This window comes from Sphingomonas sp. AOB5, assembly GCF_029433115.1.
Lineage (GTDB): Bacteria > Pseudomonadota > Alphaproteobacteria > Sphingomonadales > Sphingomonadaceae > Sphingomonas.
In genome coordinates this window covers 20,729-41,055 of sequence record NZ_JARNTV010000013.1, presented here as the reverse complement: position 1 = coordinate 41,055, position 20,327 = coordinate 20,729, and the positions used below count along the sequence as shown (strand labels likewise).

Annotated in this window: 23 protein-coding genes; 18 read left to right on the top strand and 5 right to left on the bottom strand. The window is 65.4% G+C overall.

Translation table 11 applies throughout. The features are described 5' to 3' along the window. Positions 1 to 34 precede the first annotated feature (34 nt). The 10 genes from P1X14_RS08190 to grxD all read left to right on the top strand — a co-directional run bounded on the left by P1X14_RS08190 (position 35) and on the right by grxD (position 7,000). On the top strand, positions 35 to 871 hold the full coding sequence (locus P1X14_RS08190) for a c-type cytochrome (RefSeq protein ID WP_277314844.1): 837 nt from the start codon (positions 35 to 37) through the stop codon (positions 869 to 871). A 3-nt stretch (positions 872 to 874) separates the two neighbouring features. Further along, positions 875 to 1,876, top strand: a complete 1,002-nt coding sequence (locus P1X14_RS08185; RefSeq protein WP_277314843.1) for a hypothetical protein — start codon at positions 875 to 877, stop codon at positions 1,874 to 1,876. A gap of 66 nt (positions 1,877 to 1,942) precedes the next feature. Then, positions 1,943 to 3,382 (top strand): 3-isopropylmalate dehydratase large subunit, encoded by a 1,440-nt coding sequence (gene leuC, locus P1X14_RS08180; protein ID WP_277314842.1) that lies wholly within the window; start codon positions 1,943 to 1,945, stop codon positions 3,380 to 3,382. A 17-nt stretch (positions 3,383 to 3,399) separates the two neighbouring features. Next, positions 3,400 to 3,540 carry a hypothetical protein gene (locus P1X14_RS08175; protein ID WP_277314841.1) on the top strand — a complete coding sequence of 47 codons (141 nt, stop codon included), beginning with the start codon at positions 3,400 to 3,402 and terminating at the stop codon, positions 3,538 to 3,540. A gap of 61 nt (positions 3,541 to 3,601) precedes the next feature. Continuing rightward, on the top strand, positions 3,602 to 4,441 hold the full coding sequence (locus tag P1X14_RS08170) for an N-acyl homoserine lactonase family protein (protein ID WP_277314840.1): 840 nt from the start codon (positions 3,602 to 3,604) through the stop codon (positions 4,439 to 4,441). Then, positions 4,441 to 5,070 (top strand): 3-isopropylmalate dehydratase small subunit, encoded by a 630-nt coding sequence (leuD, locus tag P1X14_RS08165; protein ID WP_277314839.1) that lies wholly within the window; start codon positions 4,441 to 4,443, stop codon positions 5,068 to 5,070. Before P1X14_RS08170 ends, leuD begins: the two co-directional genes overlap by 1 nt. Beyond that, positions 5,033 to 6,034 (top strand): NADPH:quinone oxidoreductase family protein, encoded by a 1,002-nt coding sequence (locus tag P1X14_RS08160; protein ID WP_277314838.1) that lies wholly within the window; start codon positions 5,033 to 5,035, stop codon positions 6,032 to 6,034. The genes leuD and P1X14_RS08160 overlap by 38 nt, the downstream gene beginning before the upstream one ends. A gap of 68 nt (positions 6,035 to 6,102) precedes the next feature. Continuing rightward, the gene (locus tag P1X14_RS08155; protein ID WP_277314837.1) at positions 6,103 to 6,426 is read left to right on the top strand and encodes a DUF1476 domain-containing protein; all 324 of its coding nucleotides are present in this window, start codon (positions 6,103 to 6,105) and stop codon (positions 6,424 to 6,426) included. A gap of 1 nt (position 6,427) precedes the next feature. After that, the gene (locus P1X14_RS08150; protein WP_277314836.1) at positions 6,428 to 6,667 is read left to right on the top strand and encodes a BolA family transcriptional regulator; all 240 of its coding nucleotides are present in this window, start codon (positions 6,428 to 6,430) and stop codon (positions 6,665 to 6,667) included. Positions 6,668 to 6,670: 3 nt separating this feature from the next. After that, a complete protein-coding gene (gene grxD / locus P1X14_RS08145; RefSeq protein ID WP_277314835.1) occupies positions 6,671 to 7,000 on the top strand; it encodes a Grx4 family monothiol glutaredoxin in 330 nt (109 codons plus the stop codon). Between the two features lies 1 nt (position 7,001). On the opposite strand, the gene P1X14_RS08140 is transcribed toward grxD, so the two are convergent. After that, positions 7,002 to 8,192 carry a hypothetical protein gene (locus P1X14_RS08140; RefSeq protein WP_277314834.1) on the bottom strand — a complete coding sequence of 397 codons (1,191 nt, stop codon included), beginning with the start codon at positions 8,190 to 8,192 and terminating at the stop codon, positions 7,002 to 7,004. Between the two features lie 373 nt (positions 8,193 to 8,565). Between P1X14_RS08140 and P1X14_RS08135 the strand changes: the two genes are divergently transcribed. The 5 genes from P1X14_RS08135 (at position 8,566) to nadA (ending at position 13,420) form a co-directional block, all read left to right on the top strand. Further along, on the top strand, positions 8,566 to 8,934 hold the full coding sequence (locus tag P1X14_RS08135) for a BlaI/MecI/CopY family transcriptional regulator (RefSeq protein ID WP_277314833.1): 369 nt from the start codon (positions 8,566 to 8,568) through the stop codon (positions 8,932 to 8,934). Beyond that, a complete protein-coding gene (locus P1X14_RS08130; protein WP_277314832.1) occupies positions 8,931 to 10,565 on the top strand; it encodes a M56 family metallopeptidase in 1,635 nt (544 codons plus the stop codon). Before P1X14_RS08135 ends, P1X14_RS08130 begins: the two co-directional genes overlap by 4 nt. A 178-nt stretch (positions 10,566 to 10,743) precedes the next feature. Next, complete coding sequence (locus P1X14_RS08125; protein WP_277314831.1) at positions 10,744 to 11,625, top strand: MBL fold metallo-hydrolase; 882 nt, start codon at positions 10,744 to 10,746, stop codon at positions 11,623 to 11,625. Further along, positions 11,607 to 12,341 (top strand): DUF4230 domain-containing protein, encoded by a 735-nt coding sequence (locus P1X14_RS08120; RefSeq protein WP_277314830.1) that lies wholly within the window; start codon positions 11,607 to 11,609, stop codon positions 12,339 to 12,341. Before P1X14_RS08125 ends, P1X14_RS08120 begins: the two co-directional genes overlap by 19 nt. 68 nt (positions 12,342 to 12,409) lie before the next feature. After that, on the top strand, positions 12,410 to 13,420 hold the full coding sequence (gene nadA, locus P1X14_RS08115; RefSeq protein WP_277314829.1) for a quinolinate synthase NadA: 1,011 nt from the start codon (positions 12,410 to 12,412) through the stop codon (positions 13,418 to 13,420). On the opposite strand, the gene P1X14_RS08110 is transcribed toward nadA, so the two are convergent. Continuing rightward, complete coding sequence (locus P1X14_RS08110) at positions 13,417 to 13,662, bottom strand: hypothetical protein (RefSeq protein ID WP_277314828.1); 246 nt, start codon at positions 13,660 to 13,662, stop codon at positions 13,417 to 13,419. The two genes, nadA and P1X14_RS08110, sit on opposite strands and share 4 nt — an antisense overlap. A 260-nt stretch (positions 13,663 to 13,922) precedes the next feature. On the opposite strand from P1X14_RS08110, the gene P1X14_RS08105 reads away from it, so the two are divergent. After that, the gene (locus P1X14_RS08105) at positions 13,923 to 14,888 is read left to right on the top strand and encodes an ArsR family transcriptional regulator (RefSeq protein ID WP_277314827.1); all 966 of its coding nucleotides are present in this window, start codon (positions 13,923 to 13,925) and stop codon (positions 14,886 to 14,888) included. A 223-nt stretch (positions 14,889 to 15,111) separates the two neighbouring features. Here P1X14_RS08105 and P1X14_RS08100 read toward each other — a convergent pair whose 3' ends face one another. Together P1X14_RS08100 and P1X14_RS08095 are read right to left on the bottom strand one after the other, a co-directional pair. Beyond that, the gene (locus tag P1X14_RS08100; protein WP_277314826.1) at positions 15,112 to 16,086 is read right to left on the bottom strand and encodes a phytanoyl-CoA dioxygenase family protein; all 975 of its coding nucleotides are present in this window, start codon (positions 16,084 to 16,086) and stop codon (positions 15,112 to 15,114) included. Beyond that, positions 16,083 to 17,864: a DUF885 domain-containing protein gene (locus P1X14_RS08095; RefSeq protein ID WP_277314825.1), complete on the bottom strand. Its 1,782-nt coding sequence runs from the start codon at positions 17,862 to 17,864 to the stop codon at positions 16,083 to 16,085. The genes P1X14_RS08100 and P1X14_RS08095 overlap by 4 nt, the downstream gene beginning before the upstream one ends. A 352-nt stretch (positions 17,865 to 18,216) precedes the next feature. On the opposite strand from P1X14_RS08095, the gene nadC reads away from it, so the two are divergent. Then, on the top strand, positions 18,217 to 19,062 hold the full coding sequence (gene nadC / locus P1X14_RS08090; protein WP_277314824.1) for a carboxylating nicotinate-nucleotide diphosphorylase: 846 nt from the start codon (positions 18,217 to 18,219) through the stop codon (positions 19,060 to 19,062). Next, entirely contained in the window at positions 19,059 to 19,778 is a 720-nt protein-coding gene (locus tag P1X14_RS08085; RefSeq protein ID WP_277314823.1) for a ribonuclease T, read from the top strand. The genes nadC and P1X14_RS08085 overlap by 4 nt, the downstream gene beginning before the upstream one ends. A gap of 131 nt (positions 19,779 to 19,909) precedes the next feature. On the opposite strand, the gene P1X14_RS08080 is transcribed toward P1X14_RS08085, so the two are convergent. Beyond that, positions 19,910 to 20,311, bottom strand: coding sequence for a DUF4112 domain-containing protein (locus P1X14_RS08080; protein WP_277314822.1), 402 nt, complete (start codon positions 20,309 to 20,311; stop codon positions 19,910 to 19,912). Between the last annotated feature and the right edge of the window lie 16 nt (positions 20,312 to 20,327).

Here is a 20,327-nt window from a genome sequence, read left to right as displayed (position 1 = left end):
ATTATTCAAGCAATACACATAAGGATCAGGGTAGATGGTGCGTATCGCGAAAAGGGTGGGGATCGGTCTGGCGGGACTGATCGTGCTGGCGCTGGCGGTGGTCTATGGCGGTTCGCAATGGGTGCTGAGCCGCAGCCACGCCGCACCGCTCGATACTGTCGCGGTGCCGAAAGACGCTGCCTCGATCGCCGAGGGCGGGCGGATGGCGCGGGTGATGGGTTGCCGCGACTGTCATGGCGCAAGCGGTGAGGGGCTGGTGCTGCTCGACGACCCGATGCTCGGCCGCATCGCGCCGCCCGCCTTTGCCGATATCGCCAGTCGCTACAGTGATGCGGAGATCGTCCGCGCGGTGCGTCAGGGCGTGCGGCGCGACGGGACGACCCTGTGGGTCATGCCCAGCGCCTCGCATGCCTATATCGCCGATGACGATATGGGCCGGATCATCGCCTGGATCCGCAGCGTGAAGCCTGGCCCCAAGGACGAGACGCGCAACACCAGCTTCGGACCCGTCGGCCGCGCGCTGGTGCTGACCGGCATGTTCAAGGGCAGCGCGCACGATCTGAGCGCCGCGCCGAAGCAGCGTCCCGCGGACATGGGGCAATATGTGGTGCAGACGTCGTGCCTGGGCTGCCACGCGATGGACCGTGAGCGCCCGTCGGACGACGGCAAGCAGATCGTCCCGCCGCTGGCCGCCATGGCCGCCAGCTACGACACCGCGGCGTTCCGCAAGCTGCTCCACACCGGCGTCGGCATGACCAATCGAGACCTTGGCATGATGCGCACCGCGGCGCTGGGCGGCTATGCGGTGCTGACCGATCCCGAGATCGATGCGATCCACGCCTATCTGAAGAAACAGGCGGAACAACAATAACGGATGAGCAAGACCAGGGCCTATCTCGCAACGTCCTTCGGTTGCGCCGGGGCGATCGTCGTGATGCTGGTCGCGGTGGCTATAGGGGAATATTTCGATTCGAAAGGCATCGCCAAGTCGATCGCGATCATTCCACTGTCAATTATAGCGATCCTGGTTGGAACGAATATCAACAGGATTCGGCAGTATCGCCTGGTCGAGAGTGGCGCGTCCGATGCCGTGGACGAGACGCTTCCGACGGCGCTTTATCTTCGTTCTTTCGAGCATGACGCGCATATCGCCAGCAACAAGAACAGTTTGTCGCTCTTCGAGACGTCAGAACAGTCGGTCTCCCGCGCGTTGGGTGGCGCATTCAACTTCGTCGCGATTGGACGTCCTGGTGAGGAACTCCCGACGCTGGGGGCTGGTCGGCGCTATCTGCCCGATGAAGAGTGGCAACAGGAAGTCGTCCGGCTGATCGAGGCTGCGCAGCTGATCGTCGTGCACGTTGGGGCATCGAGCGGATTGCAATGGGAAGTGGCAGCGATCATCGAGCGTAAAATGCTGGGGAAGGTAATATTCTTCATTCCCTGGGTCGACGTCCCTGACTTCGATGTCAGTCAATTCTCGAAGAATATCTGGCAGTTGGGTGTGCCGATACCCTATGAAGGGTATCGATGCGCCTTCCTGTCCTTCGACAAGGGGCGTGCAACCTATTTCCCGGAATATCGTCGCTTCTACGATTATTCTCAGGGAATCCGGCACTTGAAGTCTTTCTTCGCCGCCGTCACGGGGAAAGTTCCAGGATATGGATATCTGGCGCTGGCCCGCGTCACGTGTACGATGAATCCATCGGTCCTGTTTCGCGCGGAAATAAATCGCCACCTTGCGGCGCGAGGGATTGTCCTGCCGCCGGTCGGCAGGGGTTTGATGGATTATCTTGTCTATTACCCCCTCATCTTCCTTCAGATTCTCATGCTCGCGTTGTTCGCCGCAGTGGCGATCTGGCTGCTCGCCACCAGATAGCTGGGCTTCGCGATGGAAAATTGCGGCGATGCTTGCAGGTGCGCACGATTCGACTAGACCGCGCCCATGGCGAGTCCGCGCACCCTGTATGAGAAGATCTGGGCCGATCATGTGGTCGAGCGCCGGGATGATGGCACCTGTCTGGTCTATATCGACCGGCACCTTATCCATGAGGTGACCAGCCCGCAGGCGTTCGACGGGCTTCGCGAGGCCGGTCGCAAGCTGCGCCGTCCCGATCTGACCCTGGCAGTGCCAGACCATAACCTGCCCACCACCGCGCGGCTCGATGCCGCGGGGCGCGAACTGCCGATCGCCGATCCGGAGAGCGCGAACCAGCTGGCTGCGCTGCGCCGGAACACTGCCGAGTTCGGCATCCGCTATATCGACGCGACCGCCGCCGAGCAGGGCATCGTCCATGTCGTCGGGCCGGAGCAGGGCTTTACCCTGCCGGGCACGACGCTGGTTTGCGGTGACAGCCATACCTCGGCGCACGGCGCTTTGGGTGCGCTGGCGTTCGGCATCGGCACCAGCGAAGTCGAGCATGTCTTCGCGACGCAGACCTTGCTGCTGCGTCAGTCGAAGACGCTGGAGATCCGCGTCGATGGCTCACTCGGTTTCGGGGTCAGCCCCAAGGATGTGATCCTGGCGATCATCGGCAAGATCGGCGCTGCGGGCGGCACCGGCTATGTCATCGAGTTTACCGGCGACGTGATCCGCAACATGTCGATCGAGGGCCGGTTGACCGTCTCGAACATGTCGATCGAAGGCGGCGCGCGGTCGGGCCTGATCGCGCCGGATGAGACGACCTTCGCTTACCTCAAGGGCCGCCCGATGGCGCCGCAGGGCGAGGATTGGGACAAGGCCGTCGCCTATTGGCGCACGCTGCCCAGCGATCCGGGCGCGCGCTACGACAGCGTCGTCCAGCTCCACGCGACCGATATCGCGCCGTCGCTCACCTGGGGCACCAGCCCCGAGGACGTCGTGCCGATCACCGGCGTGGTCCCCGATCCGGAGAGCTTCGCCGATCCGTCCAAGCGCGTCGCGGCACAGAAGTCGCTCGACTATATGGGCCTGACGCCCGGCACCGCGATGCAGGACGTGGCGATCGAACATGTCTTTATCGGCAGCTGCACCAACAGCCGGATCGAGGATCTGCGCGCCGCGGCTGCGGTGGTCGAGGGCCGCCATGTCGCCGATGGCGTGCGTCAGGCGCTGATTGTGCCGGGTTCGGGTCTGGTAAAGCGCCAGGCCGAGGCCGAGGGACTGGACCGGATCTTCACCGAAGCAGGCTTCCAGTGGCGCGAGCCGGGTTGCTCGATGTGTCTCGCGATGAACCCCGATAAAGTACCTAGCGGCGAACGTTGTGCTTCCACCTCGAATCGGAATTTTGTAGGAAGGCAGGGTCCGGGGGCCCGGACGCATCTGTTGTCGCCGGCAATGGCCGCGGCAGCAGCGGTAACGGGGCGGCTGACCGACGTCAGGGATCTGATGACGCGGCAGGCGTGAGTAGATGGGGATGAGCGATGAAGCGGGCGCTGATTTTGCTTGTTGCGGGTACGGTATTGTGCGGCGCGGCCGCGGCCTGGTCGGCCTCCGCGCGCGCGCCTTCGGTGCCGATCAAGGCCGAGCTGGCCGGATCGGGCAAGCACCTCTTCGCGAACTGAGATTTTCTTCGGTTTCGCGAACGCCTAGGGTCGGCAGCGCCAGCCCGAGGGAGTTCGCGCATTGAAGATCGCCACACTCGCCATCGCCAGCGCGCTTGCGCTGTTCCAGCCAACCGTCGAAGTCCCTGCTCCGGCCAGTGCCGCGGCAGAGGTTAAGCTGTGGCGCATCGATTGCGGCAGGATCGACTTCGCCGATTTCGGGCCGTTCAGCGATTCCGGCGATTACAAGGGCAAGCCGCATACGGTCGTCGCGAGCTGCTACCTGATCCGGCATGGCGACGAATATCTGCTGTGGGATACCGGGCTGAACGGCGCGCTGGTCGGCAATCCGATGACCAGCGGCGGCAACAAGGTGATGCTCGACGAGCGGATCGTGACGCAGATCGCGCGGCTGGGCGTGAAGCCCGAGCAGGTCAGATATGTCGGCATCAGCCATCATCATTTCGATCATATCGGCCAGGCACTCGATTTCCCCGGCGCGACGCTGCTGATCGGCCAGCCCGATTTCGACCGGCTCTCCAAATCGACGACGCTGAGTGAGCGCGAGGGACTGATGCCCTGGCTCACGCTCGCGTCGAAATCGCTGCCGCTGACCGGCGATCACGACGTGTTCGGCGATGGCAGCGTGACGATGATCTCGCTGCCCGGCCACACGCCAGGCCATTATGCGCTGCTGGTGCGCGTGACGGGCGGTCCGCCACTGCTGCTATCGGGCGACCAGTTCCACGCGCAGGAGAGTTTCGACAAGAATCTGGTCCCGATCTTCAACGCCGACCGCGCGCAGACGCTGGTCTCCAGCGACCGCTTCCGCGGGCTGGCGGCGAAGGAGAAGGCCGTGATCGTCATCCAGCACGAGCCGGCGGACATCGCCAAAGTCCCCGCTATTCCGAAGGCAAAATAATGGAACCTGTCCGCACCGTCCATGGCCGCGCCTATCCCTGGGGCGCCAAGAATATCGACACCGACGTCATCATCCCCGCGCACTGGCTGAAGACCACCACGCGCAAGGGGCTGGGCAAGGGCGCGTTCGAGACGGTGCGCGCAGAGCCGGGCAATCTGTTCGACGATCCGCGCTATGCCGGTTCGCCGCTCCTGATCGCGGGCGAGAATTTCGGCTGCGGATCGAGCCGCGAACATGCCGCATGGGCGCTGGCCGATATGGGCATCACCGCGGTGATCGCGCCCAGCTATTCGGACATCTTCTCGGGCAACGCATTCAAGAACGGCATCGTCGCCGTGGTGCTGCCGCAGGAAGCGATCGATCGGCTGGTCGAAGTCGCCAAGACCGACGAAGTGACCATCGATCTGGAGACGATGACCGTCACCACGCCCTTCCAGGATCGCTTCACCTTCGAGATGGACCCGTTCCGCCGCGACTGCCTGATGCAGGGACTCGACGAGATCGGCTTGACCTTGGCCCGAGATACCGCGATTTCGAAATTCGAAAGCGATGCGGTCGAGTCACGGCCGTGGATCACGGTTGGGAGCGGACATGAAGGCTTTGCTGTCGAAGGCGCCGGGCGGACCTGAAACTCTAACGCTCGAGGAAATGCCCGATCCGCAAGCGGGCAAGGGCCAGGTCGTGGTCGCGGTGAAGGCCTGCGCGATCAACTATCCCGACGTGCTGATCATCGAGGACAAGTATCAGTTCAAGCCGCCGCGCCCCTTCGCGCCGGGTGGTGAGATTTCGGGTGTGATCGAAAGCGTGGGCGAAGGCGTAACCGGCTGGTCGGTCGGCGATCGCGTGCTGGCGATGACCGGCCATGGCGGGCTGGTCGAGAAGATCGCGATCGATGCCTCGCGCCTGCTCAAGCTCCCCGAGGGCCGCAGCTTCGCCGAGGGCGCGTCGCTGGTGCTGACCTATGCTACCACGATCCACGCGCTGCTGGACCGCGGGCATCTGAAGGCAGGCCAGACCCTGCTGGTGCTGGGTGCGGCCGGCGGTGTCGGGCTGGCGGCGATCGAACTGGGCAAGGCTTATGGCGCGCGAGTGATCGCGGCGGTCTCGTCGGAGGAAAAGGCGGAGGCTGCGAAGGCGGCGGGCGCGGACGAAACGCTGATCTACGGACGCGCACCCTTCGACAAGGAGGCCAGCAAGGCGCTGGCCGATCAGTTCAAGGCTGCGGTCGGGCCCAATGGCGCCGACCTGATCTACGATCCGGTCGGCGGCGACTATGCCGAACCGGCGCTGCGTTCGATCGCGTGGGAGGGTCGGTATCTGGTCGTCGGCTTCCCCGCCGGCATCCCAAAGCTCCCGCTCAACCTGACCCTGCTCAAGAGCTGCGACGTGTGCGGTGTCTTCTGGGGTGCCTTCGCCGCGCGCTCCCCACAAGCGAACGCCGCACATCTCGATACGCTGTTCCGCCTTTGGGACGAGGGCAAGATCGGACCCAAGGTCTCGGAAACCTTCGCCTTCGCCGATGGCGGACAGGCCATCGCCAAGATGGCCGCGCGCGGTGCAATCGGGAAGCTTGTGGTGAAGGTGGGCGACTGATCGTCTGAGAGGTTGCCCAACCGGCATCGCCCACCTATCTCGGGCGAAACCAATGCTCAGGGGTAGCCATGACCAGTTTCGACGATCGCGAAAAGGCATTCGAGGCGAAGTTCGCCCGGGACGAGGATATGGCGTTCCGCGTCACCGCGCGCCGTAACCGTCTCGTCGGCCAGTGGGCCGCTGTGCAGATGGGCCTGACCGCGGAAGAGACCGATGCCTATGCCAAGGCGGTGGTGCAGGCCGATTTCGAGGAAGCCGGTGACGAGGACGTCATCCGCAAGCTGCTGGGCGATCTGCTCGCAGCGGGCGTCGAGACCGATGATGCGACCGTGCGCCGCGCGCTGGACGAGAAGACCGTCGAGGCCCGCCGCCAGCTGATGGAATCGCAGTAACATGCCGATGGCCGCAGCCGAGATCGAGGAACTGATCCGCGCGGGCATCCCCGATGCCCGCGTCGAGATCACCGATCTTGCCGGCGACGGCGATCATTATGCGGCGCGCGTGGTGGCTCCGATGTTCCGGGGCATGCCGCGCGTGCGGCAGCATCAGGCCGTTTATGCGGCGCTGGGCGGCAGGATGGGCGGCGTACTCCACGCGCTACAACTGACCACCGAAGCGCCGGTCGAGGAGTAAGAGATGAGCGACGACACGCAGGACCGCATCCAGGGACTCGTCGATTCGAACGACGTACTGCTGTTCATGAAGGGCAGCCCGCTGTTCCCGCAGTGCGGCTTCTCGAACCGCGCCATCTCGATCCTCAACCATCTCGGCGTCGAGTTCGAGAGCGTCGACGTGCTGCAGGATCAGGGCATCCGTCAGGGCATCAAGGCCTTTTCGGACTGGCCGACCATCCCCCAGCTCTATGTGAAGGGCGAGTTCGTCGGCGGCTCGGACATCATGATGGAGATGTACGAGAGCGGCGAACTGGCGCAGCTGTTCGCCGATTCGGGCGTGAAGGCGGGCTGATTTAGCTCGTGGGGCAGGCGCTTCCTGCCGGGACGTAGTTGTAGCCGAGCGACTGGGTGCCGCGGCGGGCGCGGAAGCGCTTGCTGTCGATCTTCGTTTCGGCGCAGCGCGCGCTACCTTCGTACCACAGGCCCGCATCCTTGCCCGCCGGATGGCATTGCACCCGGTGAGTGGCGGCAGCGCACAAGGTGAAGCCAACGGGCACTGCGACTGCGGCGGACCAGCCCTTCGACGGTACGCTCACGGTCCCGCCCGCCGGGATGACCGGCTTGGGCGCGGCCTGTGCCTTGGTCCAGTTCGCCACGCGCGCCTCGACATCCTTGTAGCGATCGCCGAACCAGCCGGTCAGCGTTACCCGGTCCTTCTGCGCCTGCGCGATCACCGCCAGATCGGCATCGGTCAGCGGCTCGCCACGTTCGACCTTCTGGCTGATCGCGCGGAGTTGTTGGGCCTGGGCTTCGTTGCGCTGCTTCTCGAGCATGGTTTCCAGCCGCGCCAGTTCCTCGTCCTGCGGCCGCCCGGTGCGCAGCCATGCGGGAATGCCGAGGCCGGCGAGCATCCGCTCGGGGATCAGCATGTTGCTCACCGCGATGGTCAGCGCGAGCAGGGGCAAGGCGACGAACACGAACTTTTCGACCTTGGGCGCGACCCGGCCGAACAGCCACATCGCCAGCACCACCACCGGCGCCAGCACGATGAACGGCAGCGAAGAGCCGAGCGACCGGTCCCCCGGCGCCAGTGCGAACAGCAGCAACGGGATCAGGAAGGCAAGGAAGACCCGCCCGAGGATCTTCGCATAGCCGAGCAGCGCGTTCCCTGCCGTCCCCATGTCGCGCACCACCGCGACGCCGCCGCCGACCGCGAGCATCCCCGCGACATGGACCGGCTGAAGGAACGCGTAGATCGCGCCCAGCCCGAACAGGGCGATCAGGATGTAGTTGACCCAGAGCAGCCCCCAACTGCGGAACAGCGCGCCGAGGAACAGCATCAGCAGCAAGCCCGCGACAATCAGCAGGATCCGCATGTGCAGCCGCTGGACCGATACACCGACGGCCTCGATCGCTTCGCCCGCCTCGGTCCGCACCTTGCCCAATGCCTTCAGCGCGCCTGCCTTGGCCGAAGCGGCGATGCCGCGCGGCGGTTGCGCTACAGGCACCGCGGCAGGCTGAGTCGTGGCGGGAAGTTCGGTCATGGCTGCCCCCTTTTCGCGAATCTGCGTACACCAGCAGATACGAATTTCGGAAGGGGAAGATGCAGGAAGCCCGGGTAGGGTGGGCCGACGCGAGACCGTTAAGCTGGTCGACCCACCCTGGAATGAAGCGCTGAACGCTCGGGGTGCCTTATACTTTGCAGGCGGCGTGCCAGTTGCAGAGAGCCGCGGTTTTGCGTGCGTTTCGATGGTTAACGCTACTTGCGGCTTGATGCAGGTTGTAAAGCGATCCGACATTTTCCTGCGTAGAATCCCGTAGCTGCCAACGAAGCTGACAGATTCCGTTCAGCCAGCGTTCACCCGTTTGACTACAGACGTAATCGTCGATTACAGACGTAGTCATTAAGAGGGTGAAATGACCGAACGGATCAGCGACGCAGAGCATGCCGTGATGGAAGTGCTGTGGGACAAGTCCCCGCTTACCGCGCAGGAAGTCGCCGAGCGCGTGCCTGCCGAACGCGGCTGGAGCGCGAACACGGTCAAGACGCTGCTCGGGCGTCTGCTCGCCAAGGATGTGATCGCGCATCAGGAGGAAGGGCGGCGCTATCTGTACCGCCCGCTGGTCGAGCGTGGCGATTATGTCGCGGGTGAATCGCGCAAGCTGATGGACCGGCTGTTCGGCGGCCGGCTGACCCCGCTGGTGGCGCATCTGGCCGAGCGTGACGCGATCACCGATCAGGACATCGCCGAGATCGAGGCTCTGCTGAAGGATCTCAAGTCATGATGGCCTGGGTTCTGGAAACCTTCATCGCGACCACGTTGCTGATGCTGCTGGTCCTCGTGGTGCGCGCGCCGGTGCGCAAGGCGTTCGGCCCCGGCATGGCCTATGCACTGTGGCTGTTGCCGGTGCTGCGGCTGGTGATGCCGCCGCTGCCGGGCGACTGGCAACTGACCCGCGTGCTGGCCCCGGTGACGCAGGAGGCGATCGATGGACCGGGCGTCACCATGGGCGTGCTGAACGCCGACACCATGCCCGCCGAACTGGCGCAGCATGCGGTGACACAGGGTACGGTCGAGATTGCCGGACAGGCGGCGCATTTCGCGGTCGTGCCGCCGACCACGGTCGAGGGCGGGCCCAGCATCGCGCTGTTGCTGATCGGCCTGTGGGCGATCGGAGCGCTGGCGTTCCTCGCCTATCACCTGATCGCGCACAGCCGCTTTTGCCGCAAGCTGCTCAGCCGCGCGCGGATCGACCGGACGGTGGCGCAGGGCAAGGTGCGGGTGATCGAGACCGACGCCGCGCATGGCCCGCTCGCCTTCGGCATCTGGCACAAGTACGTCGCGTTCCCGCGCGATTTCGCCGAACGCTATGACGAGCAGGAGCGCGCCCTCGCGCTGGCCCATGAGCTTGGCCACCATGTCCGCGGCGATCTGATCGCCAACTGGGTCGCACTGCTCGTGCTCGCTCTTCACTGGTTCAATCCGGTCGCCTGGAAGGCCTTCCGCGCCTTCCGCGCCGATCAGGAAATGGCTTGCGACGCGCTCGTGCTCGCCGGCCGCCACCAGGCGCTGCGCCATGCCTATGGTCGCGCAATCGTCAAGTCCGCGCATGGGGGTGCGGTCTCGGCGGCATGTCATCTGCACACGATAAATGAAGTCAAAGGGAGGTTACGCATGCTTTCGAAGACCAACAAGATTTCCCCGCTGCGGCTGATCGCCGGCACGCTGGGGCTGGGCGGCCTGTCCGCCGCCGCGCTGGCGCTGACCGCCTCGGGCACCCAGGCTGCCGAGCGGATCACCTCGAAGGTGGAAGCTGCGACCGGCATCACGCTGACCGGCCAGGATGCCCCGCCGCCGCCCAAGGCCCCGGACGCCCCCAAGCCGCCTGCCGCGAAGGATGCGCCGCCGGCACCGGGGGCCCCGCGCGTCGAGCGCCGCGTCTACACCTACACCGTCACCGAGGACGGCAAGGAAGGCGAGAAGGGCACGGACGGCAAGAAGCGCGTCGTGATGATCCGCCACGATGGCGAGCGCACCGAAGTGCCGACCGAAGCCGAGATCATGGCGATGATCCCAGATGTCCAGTCGGGCAACTGCAAGGAAGGCGAAGGCGGCGAGGCGATGGTCGTACATCCCAAGCCGGGTCCGGACGGCAAGCAGAAGATCACCGTCTGCGTCAATCGCATCCGCGTGGCCAGCGGCGAGGCGCGTGTCCGCGCCGGTGAAGCCCGGGTGATGGCGTTCCAGGCCCGTGAGACCGGGCTGCGCTCGGCACTGATCGGCCTGCGCCATGCCCGCACCACCATCGAGCGGGATACCAACCTGACCGCCGACCAGAAGCGCGACGCGCTGAAGGGCATCGACTCCGCGATTTCCGAGATCGAGCAGCAGGCCAAGGAAAAGCACAAGGATTGATCCCAAGCCCCCGGGAACAATCCCGGGGACCGGCCTTCAGGGAGGGAGGCCGGTCCCCAGACTAGGGGGAGGCATTCGGGATAATGCCCCTTTCACGAATGCCTCTAGGCGGGGCCGGCTGCTCTCCTTCGCAGCCGGCCCCGTTGCCTTTCCGGGGTCTGCTCTTGTCATCGCGGGCATGAGCGGCCACATCGAGGGCATGATCGAAGCTCTAACCGGCGTGGCGCAGGCGCTCGATCCTCTCGTGACGCGCATCATCGCGCCCAATCCCTCGCCCTATACCTATACCGGCACCGAGACCTATCTGGTCGGCACGACCGATCTGGCGGTGATCGATCCGGGTCCCGACGAGTCCGCGCATCTCGATGCGCTGATGACCGCAATCGCGGGCCGGCCGGTCGTGGCGATCCTGTGCACCCACACCCATCGCGACCACAGCCCCGCCGCGGCGCCGCTGAAGGTGCTGACCGGTGCGCCGATCATTGGCTGCGCGCCGCTGGTGCTGACCGACAATGGGCCGCGCGCTGATGCGGCGTTCGACCGCGACTACATGCCCGATCGCGTGCTGACCGATGGCGAGACGCTGTCGGGGCAGGGCTGGACGATCGAGGCGGTTGCGACGCCGGGGCATACTTCCAACCATCTCTGTTACGCCGTTCGTGAGAATGGCGCGTTGTTCACCGGCGATCATGTGATGGGCTGGTCGACCACCGTGATCGCGCCGCCCGATGGCGACATGGCGATGTTCATGGCGAGCCTCGCCAAGCTGATGGCGCGCGATCAGGACAAGATCTATTACCCCGCCCATGGCGACCCCGTGGAGCGGCCGCACCGCTTCGTCCGCGGGCTGATCGGACACCGCAAGCAACGCGAAGGGCAGATCCTGCGTTTGCTCAAGGAGGAGGTGACCGAGATTCCCGATATGGTTGCGCGCATGTATGTCGGACTCGATCCGCGGCTCACCGGAGCCGCGGCGCGTTCGGTGCAGGCGCACCTGATCGACCTCAAGGCGCGCGGACTCGTGGACGGGGAGGGCGACACATGGAAGATGGCGGCGTGACCGAGCGCGAACGCAGGCGCGGCAGTGGCCTTGGCGGCTGCGTCAACGCGGTGATCCTCGCCATCCTGATCCTCGGCGCGATCGCGGCGGGCTTCTGGTTCCTGGGCGACAGCCTGAAGAAGCGCTTCCTCGAACCCGATCCCGTGACCGTGGCGACCTCGAGCCTGCAGGGACTGCGCGAGCAGAACCGGCTCTCGACCTTTGCCGCGCGCTATGTCGCCGTGGTGACCTCGAAGCAGAGCCGGCTGGGCCTGACCGCGCAGAAGACGCTGATCATGCCCGGATCGGTCCGCTACGAAGTCGACCTGTCCAAACTGAGCGACAAGGACCTTAGCTGGGATGCGGGCAGCAACACGCTGACCATCACCCTGCCGCCGGTCGAGGTGATCGGCCCCGATGTCGATATCGACCAGATCCGCGAATATGGCGAAGGCGGTATCCTGATGGCGCTGACCGATGCCGAGGCGAAGCTGGACGCCGCCAATCGTCAGGCGGCCCGGGTGGAGCTGGTCCGGCAGGCGCGCGAGGCGACACCGATGCGGATGGCGCGTGAGGCGACGCGGCGTGCGGTGGAAAACAACTTCGCGCTGCCGCTGCGGGCGGCGGGCATCACCGCCAATGTCACGGTGCGCTTCGCCGACGAAGGCGACCGCAGCAATCGCGAGCGCTGGGACATGTCGCGGCGGCCCGAGGACGTCTACGCAAACCGGCAATAGCAGCGGCTGCGGGTTGATCCCGCGGGCGCCGAGGGCCATGTGCGGGTCCGATAATGAAGGGACCGGGAATGGACGCGCGTAACGGTATCGGTGGAAGCCTGAGCGGACTCGATCTGCGTGCCGAGATCGACCGGCTGCGCAAGGAGCGCAATGCCGTCATCCTCGCGCATTATTATCAGAAGCCCGAGATCCAGGATCTGGCAGATTTCGTCGGCGACAGCCTCGATCTGTCGCGCAAGGCGGCGGATACCGATGCCGATGTGATCGCGTTCTGCGGCGTGCGCTTCATGGCCGATACCGCCAAGATCCTGAGCCCGGAAAAGATCGTCGTGCTCCCGGACATGAACGCCGGATGCAGCCTGGAGGATAGCTGTCCGCCCGATCAGTTCGCGGCGTTCCGCGCGCAGCATCCCGATCACATCGCGCTGACCTATATCAACTGCTCGACCGAGGTGAAGGCGCTGTCCGACATCATCGTGACCAGCTCGTCGGCCGAGAAGATCCTGAGCCAGATCCCGATGGACCAGAAGATCATCTTCGGTCCGGACAAGCATCTGGGTGGATACATCAACCGCAAGATGGGCCGCGACATGCTGTTGTGGCCGGGCGTGTGCATCGTGCACGAGGCGTTCAGCGAAACCGAGTTGCTGAAGCTGAAGGCCCAGCATCCCGACGCGCCGGTCGCCGCGCATCCCGAATGTCCGCCGCACGTGATCGATCATGCCGATTATGTCGGATCGACCAGCGGCATCCTTGAGTTTGCCAAGACCTTCCCCGGCGACACGCTGATCGTCGCGACCGAGCCGCACATCATCCACCAGATGGAGAAGGCGGTTCCGGAAAAGACCTTCATCGGCGCGCCGGGCGCGGACGGGAACTGCAACTGCAACATCTGCCCGTACATGGCGCTGAACACGATGGAGAAGCTCTACCTCGCGCTGCGCGACCTCGAGCCGCGGATCGAGATCGAGGAAGGGCTGCGCCTGAAGGCGAAGAAGAGCCTCGACCGGATGCTGGCGATGGCTAGCGGCACGGTGGGGATGGGCGATCTGGGCCCGCTGAAGGTCAGCGGCGACTAGGGCCGGAGCAGGAAGCCGAGATAGGGTTCCAGCCCCGCATCCGGTTCCTGCGGCCGCAACCGAGCAGCGATGCGCTCGACCAGAGCGAGCGCCGGACCCTCGGCGCGTTCGGACAGGGCGGCGATCAGTCCATCCCGGTCATCGGGAGCGCGGTCCATCTCTGCGGCAAGCGCATCGATCAGCCATTCCCAGGCATCGAGATCCGGAAGGGCATCGGGGTGGGAAATAATACGCTGAAACATGCGGTGGCTGAGACCAGCCAATGATTTCCTTCCTGTGTCCGCGCTTGTCCCTCGCTTTTCAGGCCACTCGGTCCGTCGATTTTGCCAAGGGAGCACGATACCGGCGGGCGGACGTCGTGAAGTCCGGCCCGCGATTTCAAACGCTTCCGGGCGGCCTTTGACAAACCCGCAAAACGGCGGATTTCCGCGAGAAAATGCGGATACTCATTCTGGGCATTCGCATCTTGTGGGCATACTCATTTCGGGCATGGTCGCGCGCGATGAGCGACGTCAGGCCTCTCTCCGCATCGCAATTGCCGCGTTACAATCGCGGGCGATTGCTGGTGCGCCTGCTTGCCGAGATGCAGACCAGTGCGACCGCCTATGGCCTGCGGGTGTTCGACGGCGATCTGGATCGCGCCATCCTGTTCATGGTGATCGCGCGGCATAGCGGGACGCTGTTCCAGCTGTCCGACGGGCATGCCGGGGCAGGCGAGCGGGGGACTGCGAAGGGAATCAGCATCAACGCGCTGGCCGCATCGCTCTCCCGTCCGTTCGAGACGGTGCGGCGGCATGTGAAGGGGCTGACCGGGGCCGGGCTATGCCTGCGTACCGCAGCGGGCGTGATCGTGCCCGCGGATGTGCACGACCGGCCCGATATCGCCGCGCTGTTCCGCATGCATCACGACGTGCTGGTGCGGCTGATGGAGGACATGGTGTGGTTCGACATGCCCTTGCCCGAAACGCGGCCGCAGGTTGCCTATGACTGGCGCACCGGGCTGGTGGCGGCGCACGATATCCTGCTGACGGGCCTCGAGTTCCATGCGCCGCGCTATAGCTGCTGGCTCGACCTGCTGATCGTGACGACGATCATGTGCGCCAATGCGCGTCCCTTCACCTATGACCGCAAGGTCTCGCTCCATTATTCGGACTTCAACCGGCTGCCGTCGGAAAGCATGCGGGCGCCGGTGCCGGCGAGCGTCGTTGCGCGGGCGCTGGGGCTGCCCGCATCGACGACGCAGCGGCGGGTGAACCTGCTGCTCGAAGCCGGGGCGCTGATCCGCAAGTCCAACGGGCTGCTGGTATCCGAGCCGACGCTGAACGACGGCCGCGCGGTGGAGGACAGCCGCGCGAGCACCGACCATACCCGACAGATATTTGCGCGGCTGGCGACGGGGGGATTTCGCTTCGACCAGCCTGCACTCTGCTATGCCGACAGCCGGCCTGAGCTGACGGTGTTCGCCTAATTTGTCCGATCCGGATCGACACTGTCAAAGAGCGGTTCTGCGCAGCGATCGGAGCAGGCGAAATCCAACATTTCAAGGGATTACACCCTCCAAATCCTCCCCCGGAGGGGGAGGTGGCAGCCGTAGGCTGACGGAGGGGTATTATCCGCGAGCGATGTGGTCCGTGGAGATTACCCCTCCACCGCTTCGCGGTCCCCCTCCCCCCTCCGGGGGAGGATTAGAACTAGCGCCAGACCGGGTTCGGCTCGGCGTCGGCGGAATAGTAATAGAGATATTGCGCCAGCCGCGGCACGGCGGCGTGGTTGGGGCTGGCGCCGTGGGGCGTTTCCTCGCGCCAGATGACCAGATCGCCGGCATTGGCGGCGACGGTGATCGCGCCTTCGCTGATATCCTGTTCGCGCGGGTCGGCGTCGCCGATCGCTTCGAGCCAGGATTCGAGGCGGCGGTGGAAGCCGGGGACGACCTCAAGCGCACCCTGATCCGCCGCCGTGTCGGTGAGATAGAGGATGGCGTGCGTTTCGAACGTGACCGGCAGGGCCAGGCTGCAATCCCAGTGGAGGCGGTGCCCGACATGCGGGCTGCCGGGGCGCGAGGGCGGGCTGAAGCTCATCCGGTCGACCCGGCACCACAGGTCCGCAGTGCCGTGGAGTTGGGCAAAGGCCTTGTGGATGCGTTTCGAGGCGCGCAGCGCCGTCTGGGCGGGGTGCTGGAACTGCTCGATCATGATGCTGCCATTGCCGGTTGCGTACCAGCTGGATGGATCGTCCGGATCGGCATTGGCGATTTGCCAGACCAAAGCCGCGGCATCCGCGGCCTGTTCGGGCGTCACCGCGTTGCGCAGGACCACATAACCGTCACGATCCCAGCGCGCCATTTCGTCGGCATCCAGCGCGGGCCCGGCGTCGTCGATTTCGGCGAGCATTGCCCGGACAGGTTCCGGCGGCGGCAGGCCATCGAGCCATGCGTGGAAGCGGGCCACCGCGAGCGGATCGGGTGTGCCCGCGGTTTCGAGAATCCAGCTTTCGAAGGCGGAATAGTCCGGCCGTTGCAGCATCAGTTGCTGCATCGTCTGGCCCAGCCCGAGACCGAGGACGTCGAGCCGCACGCGATCGGCATTGGTCAGCGGCCGGGGAGCGACGCGCCCCGATGCGCTTTCCCAATAGTCGCGAAGCCCGCGGACCAGTTCGGTGCCGCTCACTCGATCGGCAGCCCGAACATCAGCGCGCGGACATATTTGGCGGGCGGCGAGCCATGGCTGAGCACCGCGTCGTTATAGGCCTTCAGGTTGAACGCGGCGCCCTGCCGCTTCTTCGCTTCCTCGCGCAGCGCGATATGTTCGGCATAGCCGGTGAAATAGCTGAGTAGCTGGGTGGAGCTGAGATTGGCGCGAACCCATTTGCCCGCGGCTTCGCGCTCCTGCTGGAAGGCGCCCTTGGTCATCAACGCCATCGCCTGTTCGCGGGTCATGCCCTCGGTCTGGATGCCGATATCGAGCAGCGTGTTGGTGACCGAGCGCAGGCGCATCTTCAGCACCGTCATCTTGAACAGCGGATCGCCGTCCAGATAATTGGCGTCGGCCATCAGGCTTTCGGCATAGACCGCCCAGCCTTCGACGAACGATCCCGATCCCAGCACCGCGCGCAACACCGACGGATTGCCGTTCGAATGCGCGATCTGGAGATAATGGCCCGGCATCGCTTCGTGGATGCTCAGGTCGTGGATCATGTAGTTGTTATATTCGCGCAGGAACGAGGTGGCCTGCTCGTCGGTCCATTCGTCGGGGATGGGCGAGATGGCGTAGAAGGTGTCGAGATTGCGCTCCAGCGCGCCGGGGCTGTCGCAATAGGCGACGGCGAAGCCCTGCTGGAACTTGGGCATGGTGATGATCTTCACCGGCGTATCCGGCACGGTCATCAGCTGTTTTTCGCGGACGAAGGCCGTAGCTTCGGCCAGCGTGGCCTTGGCCTTGTCCATCAGCTCGGTGCGCGGCGGGCGCTGGGCGTAGCTGAGCTCGAGCGCGGCCTCGATCGCCTTTTGCTGCTGATCGGCGGTGGGATTGTCGGGCAGTTCGGGCGCGCCGGGCTTGCCCGCCAGCACCTGCTTCGCGAGACCGTACATCTCGACGCGGATATCCTTCGCCGCCTGTTCGGCCTTGGCCTTCAGCTCGGTGCGGGTCATGTTCGAAAGCAGGGCGAAGCGCATCTTCTGGTCATAGCGTTCGGCACCGAGGCGGAACTCGCCCTTGGCATTCGGCACCAGCACCTCGTCGATCCATTTCTGATGCTCGGCGACGGCGACCTTCAGGCCTGCAAGCGCCTTGTCGAAGCGCGCCTGATCGGCGGCGTTCAGATCGCCCTTGTGCGGGGCAAGCATCGACTCGGCGATCTCGACGATGCCGCCATTCTGGCGCGAGACGGTCTGGGCGAAGACCAGAGGCACGCGGGTGGGCACGAGCTGCTTGCGGGTGTCGGCGAGCAAGGCGGGGAGCTTTTCCATCCGCGACGTGGCCGATTTCAGACGCTCACTCCACGGCGCGAAGTCGCGCGCGGCGAGGCCGTAGAGCGAGCCGCCGGCGATATCGTTGTAGATCTGCGCGTCCCATGCCCAATTCTGAAGCTCCTCGAGTTGCCAGAGATCATATTTCAGGGCGTTCTCAAGCAGCGCGGCATCGACCTGACTGTCCGGGCTGAGCTTCTTGCGATCGATCCGGCCGAGTTCGGCGAGCAGTGCGCGGTCGAACGCTGCGGCCTGTTTGCGCCCGGCCTCGGTGATGTCGGGCAAATTGCCGTCATAGGCGTGGTTGCCCAGTACCGTCGCATAGGTGGGCGAGAGACGGGCGAGGCCGTCGATATATTTCTTGGCCAGCGCCGCAAAGGCGGTCTCGGCTGGATTGGTCGCCGCCTGTTCCGAGCGGAGCGGCGCGGACGCGGTCGCGAACGCGGCAGTGGCGAGCAGGGCGGCGGCGATGAGGCGCATGGGGAACTCCCGATCTTTGTCTGTACTCAGCCTAGCGCGGGATTCGCGCCGGCGGGAGGGGCCAAAAACGGCGGATTTCCGCCAAAGGTCACAAATGTCGCACTGGCATCGCGTGCGTATGCGCCCGCCTGCCCGCGCGCGTCCGCGCGAGGGACTGCGAGTATAATCATTGGCGCGTGAGGAGCAGGGGAAATCCAACATTGCAAGCCGATCCATCCAAGAAGCGTTGTGGTGCTCCGGCGAAGGCCGGAGCGCCGGAAAGGGAATGCGTGGTTGCCAACGCTCCGGCCTTCGCCGGAGCACAGCTTGCTGCCGCTTTCGCGGGGACACGTCGTGGGCTAGGGCGCTGGTCATGACTTTCACGCTCGACCGGTTCGATCTCGACGCCTTCGTCGCCGCCACGCTTGCCGAGGATCTGGGCGGGGTGGGGGACATCACCTCCGCCGCGGTGATCCCGGCCGATGCGGTGTTCCGTGGGGTGATGGACAGTCGCGACGCCATCGTGGTGGCGGGGCTGCCGATCGCCGAGGCCTTTTTCCGCACGCTGGATCCGCAGGTGGAGATCGAGCGGCTGGCGGAGGATGGCGACCGGGTGGCGGCGGGGAGCGACCTGTTGCGGCTGCGCGGGCGGGCACGGGCGATGCTGACCGCGGAGCGTTCGGCGCTGAACACCGTCCAGCATCTCTCGGGCATCGCGACGATGACGCGGAGCTATGTCGACGCGATTGCGGGGAGCGGCGCGACCCTGCTGGATACGCGCAAGACGCTGCCCGGGCTGCGCGTGTTGGAGAAGTATGCGACGCGGATGGGCGGGGCGACCAATCATCGCATGGGCCTGTGGGATGCGGCGATGATCAAGGACAATCATGTCGCGGTCGCCGGATCGGTCGGCGAAGCGGTGCGCCGTGCGGTAGATGCGGGGATCGCCAGCATCATCGTGGAGGTCGACCGGATCGACCAGATCGCGCCCGCGCTGGAGGCCGGCGCGACGCATCTGCTGCTCGACAATATGGGGCCGGACACGTTGCGTGAGGCCGTCGCGCTGGTTGGCGGGCGGGTGCCGACCGAGGCTTCGGGCGGGGTGCGGCTCGATACGATCCGCGCGATTGCCGAGAGCGGCGTGACCTATGTCAGCGTCGGCCGCCTGACCCAGTCCGCCCCGGCGGCGGACGTCGGACTGGATTTCGCCGCGATATGAGAAAGCATCTGACCGCCCGTCTGGCCGCGATGCTGATCGCGCTGACCCCTGGCATCGCTTCGGCGCAGGCGCTGATGTGCCGCGCGCCGGGTACGCCACCGGTGCCGCGGCCGGACCTGCTGAGCGAGCGCGAGCCGCGGCGGGTGGTGCCGATCGCGTCCTACACGCTCGCGCTGACCTGGAGCCCCGGTTATTGCCGCGCGAACCGGCAGGATCCGGACAATCGCTTCCAATGCGCCAGCGGCAACCGGTTCGGCTTTACCCTGCATGGGCTGTGGCCCGATGGAGCGGGCCGCGAATGGCCGCAATATTGCGACAGTGCCAGCATCGTGCCGCCCAAGGTGGTGCGCGAGACGATGTGTGCGACGCCGGACGCGCAGCTGATCCAGCACGAATGGGCCAAGCACGGCACCTGCATGGACGTGACCGTGGACGGTTATTTCCGGCAGGCGCGGCAGCTGTACGGGACGCTGCGCTATCCGGACATGATGGCGCTTTCCCGACGTCCGCTGACCGTGGGACAGTTCAAGAAGCAGCTGGTCGCTGTGAATCCCGGCCTGCCCGAAAGCGCGATCCGCGTGACGGTGACACGGCAGGGCTGGCTCGACGAATTGTGGCTGTGCCTCGACACGCGCTATCGCTGGCGTACCTGCCGCACGGGCAGCGGGGGCGCGCCCGACGGGACGCAGCTGAAGATCTGGCGCGGGGGGCGCTAGCTCAAATCCTCCCCCGCAAGGGGGAGGTGGCGCCGGAGGCGACGGAGGGGGAGGACTCCCCAACCTCCGTTCTGGAATCCTCCCCCTCCGTCAGCTGCGCTGACACCTCCCCCTGGCGGGGGAGGATAATCTCACTGATTGATCGTCGCGGTTGCCGGGTGGTGCTTGTCGAGGTGGCGGCGGATGATGCGCAGGTTGCGCGAGTTCGAGCGGAAGAAGAAATCGGGGATCACGCCGACGAACGGCACGAGCCCCAGCAGCCAATCGAACCCGACATTGCCGAGCATCCGCATCACCGCGGACTTCGACATGTTCAGGTTGCGCGCTTCCCAGACCATATAGGCACCCATCACCGCGGCGAGGGTGGTGCCGCCGAACGGCAGGATGCTGAGGATCACGTCCAGCCCGACCTTCTGGTTGGTGCCTGGGATGTGGAGCATCCCCTCCATCAGCTTTTCCATCGCCTCGACCCGCTGGCGGACGGCGGACGCTTCCTTGCCCAATATCCCCTTGCCGATCGGTGCCGATGCCATTCGCGTGGTCTTGGCC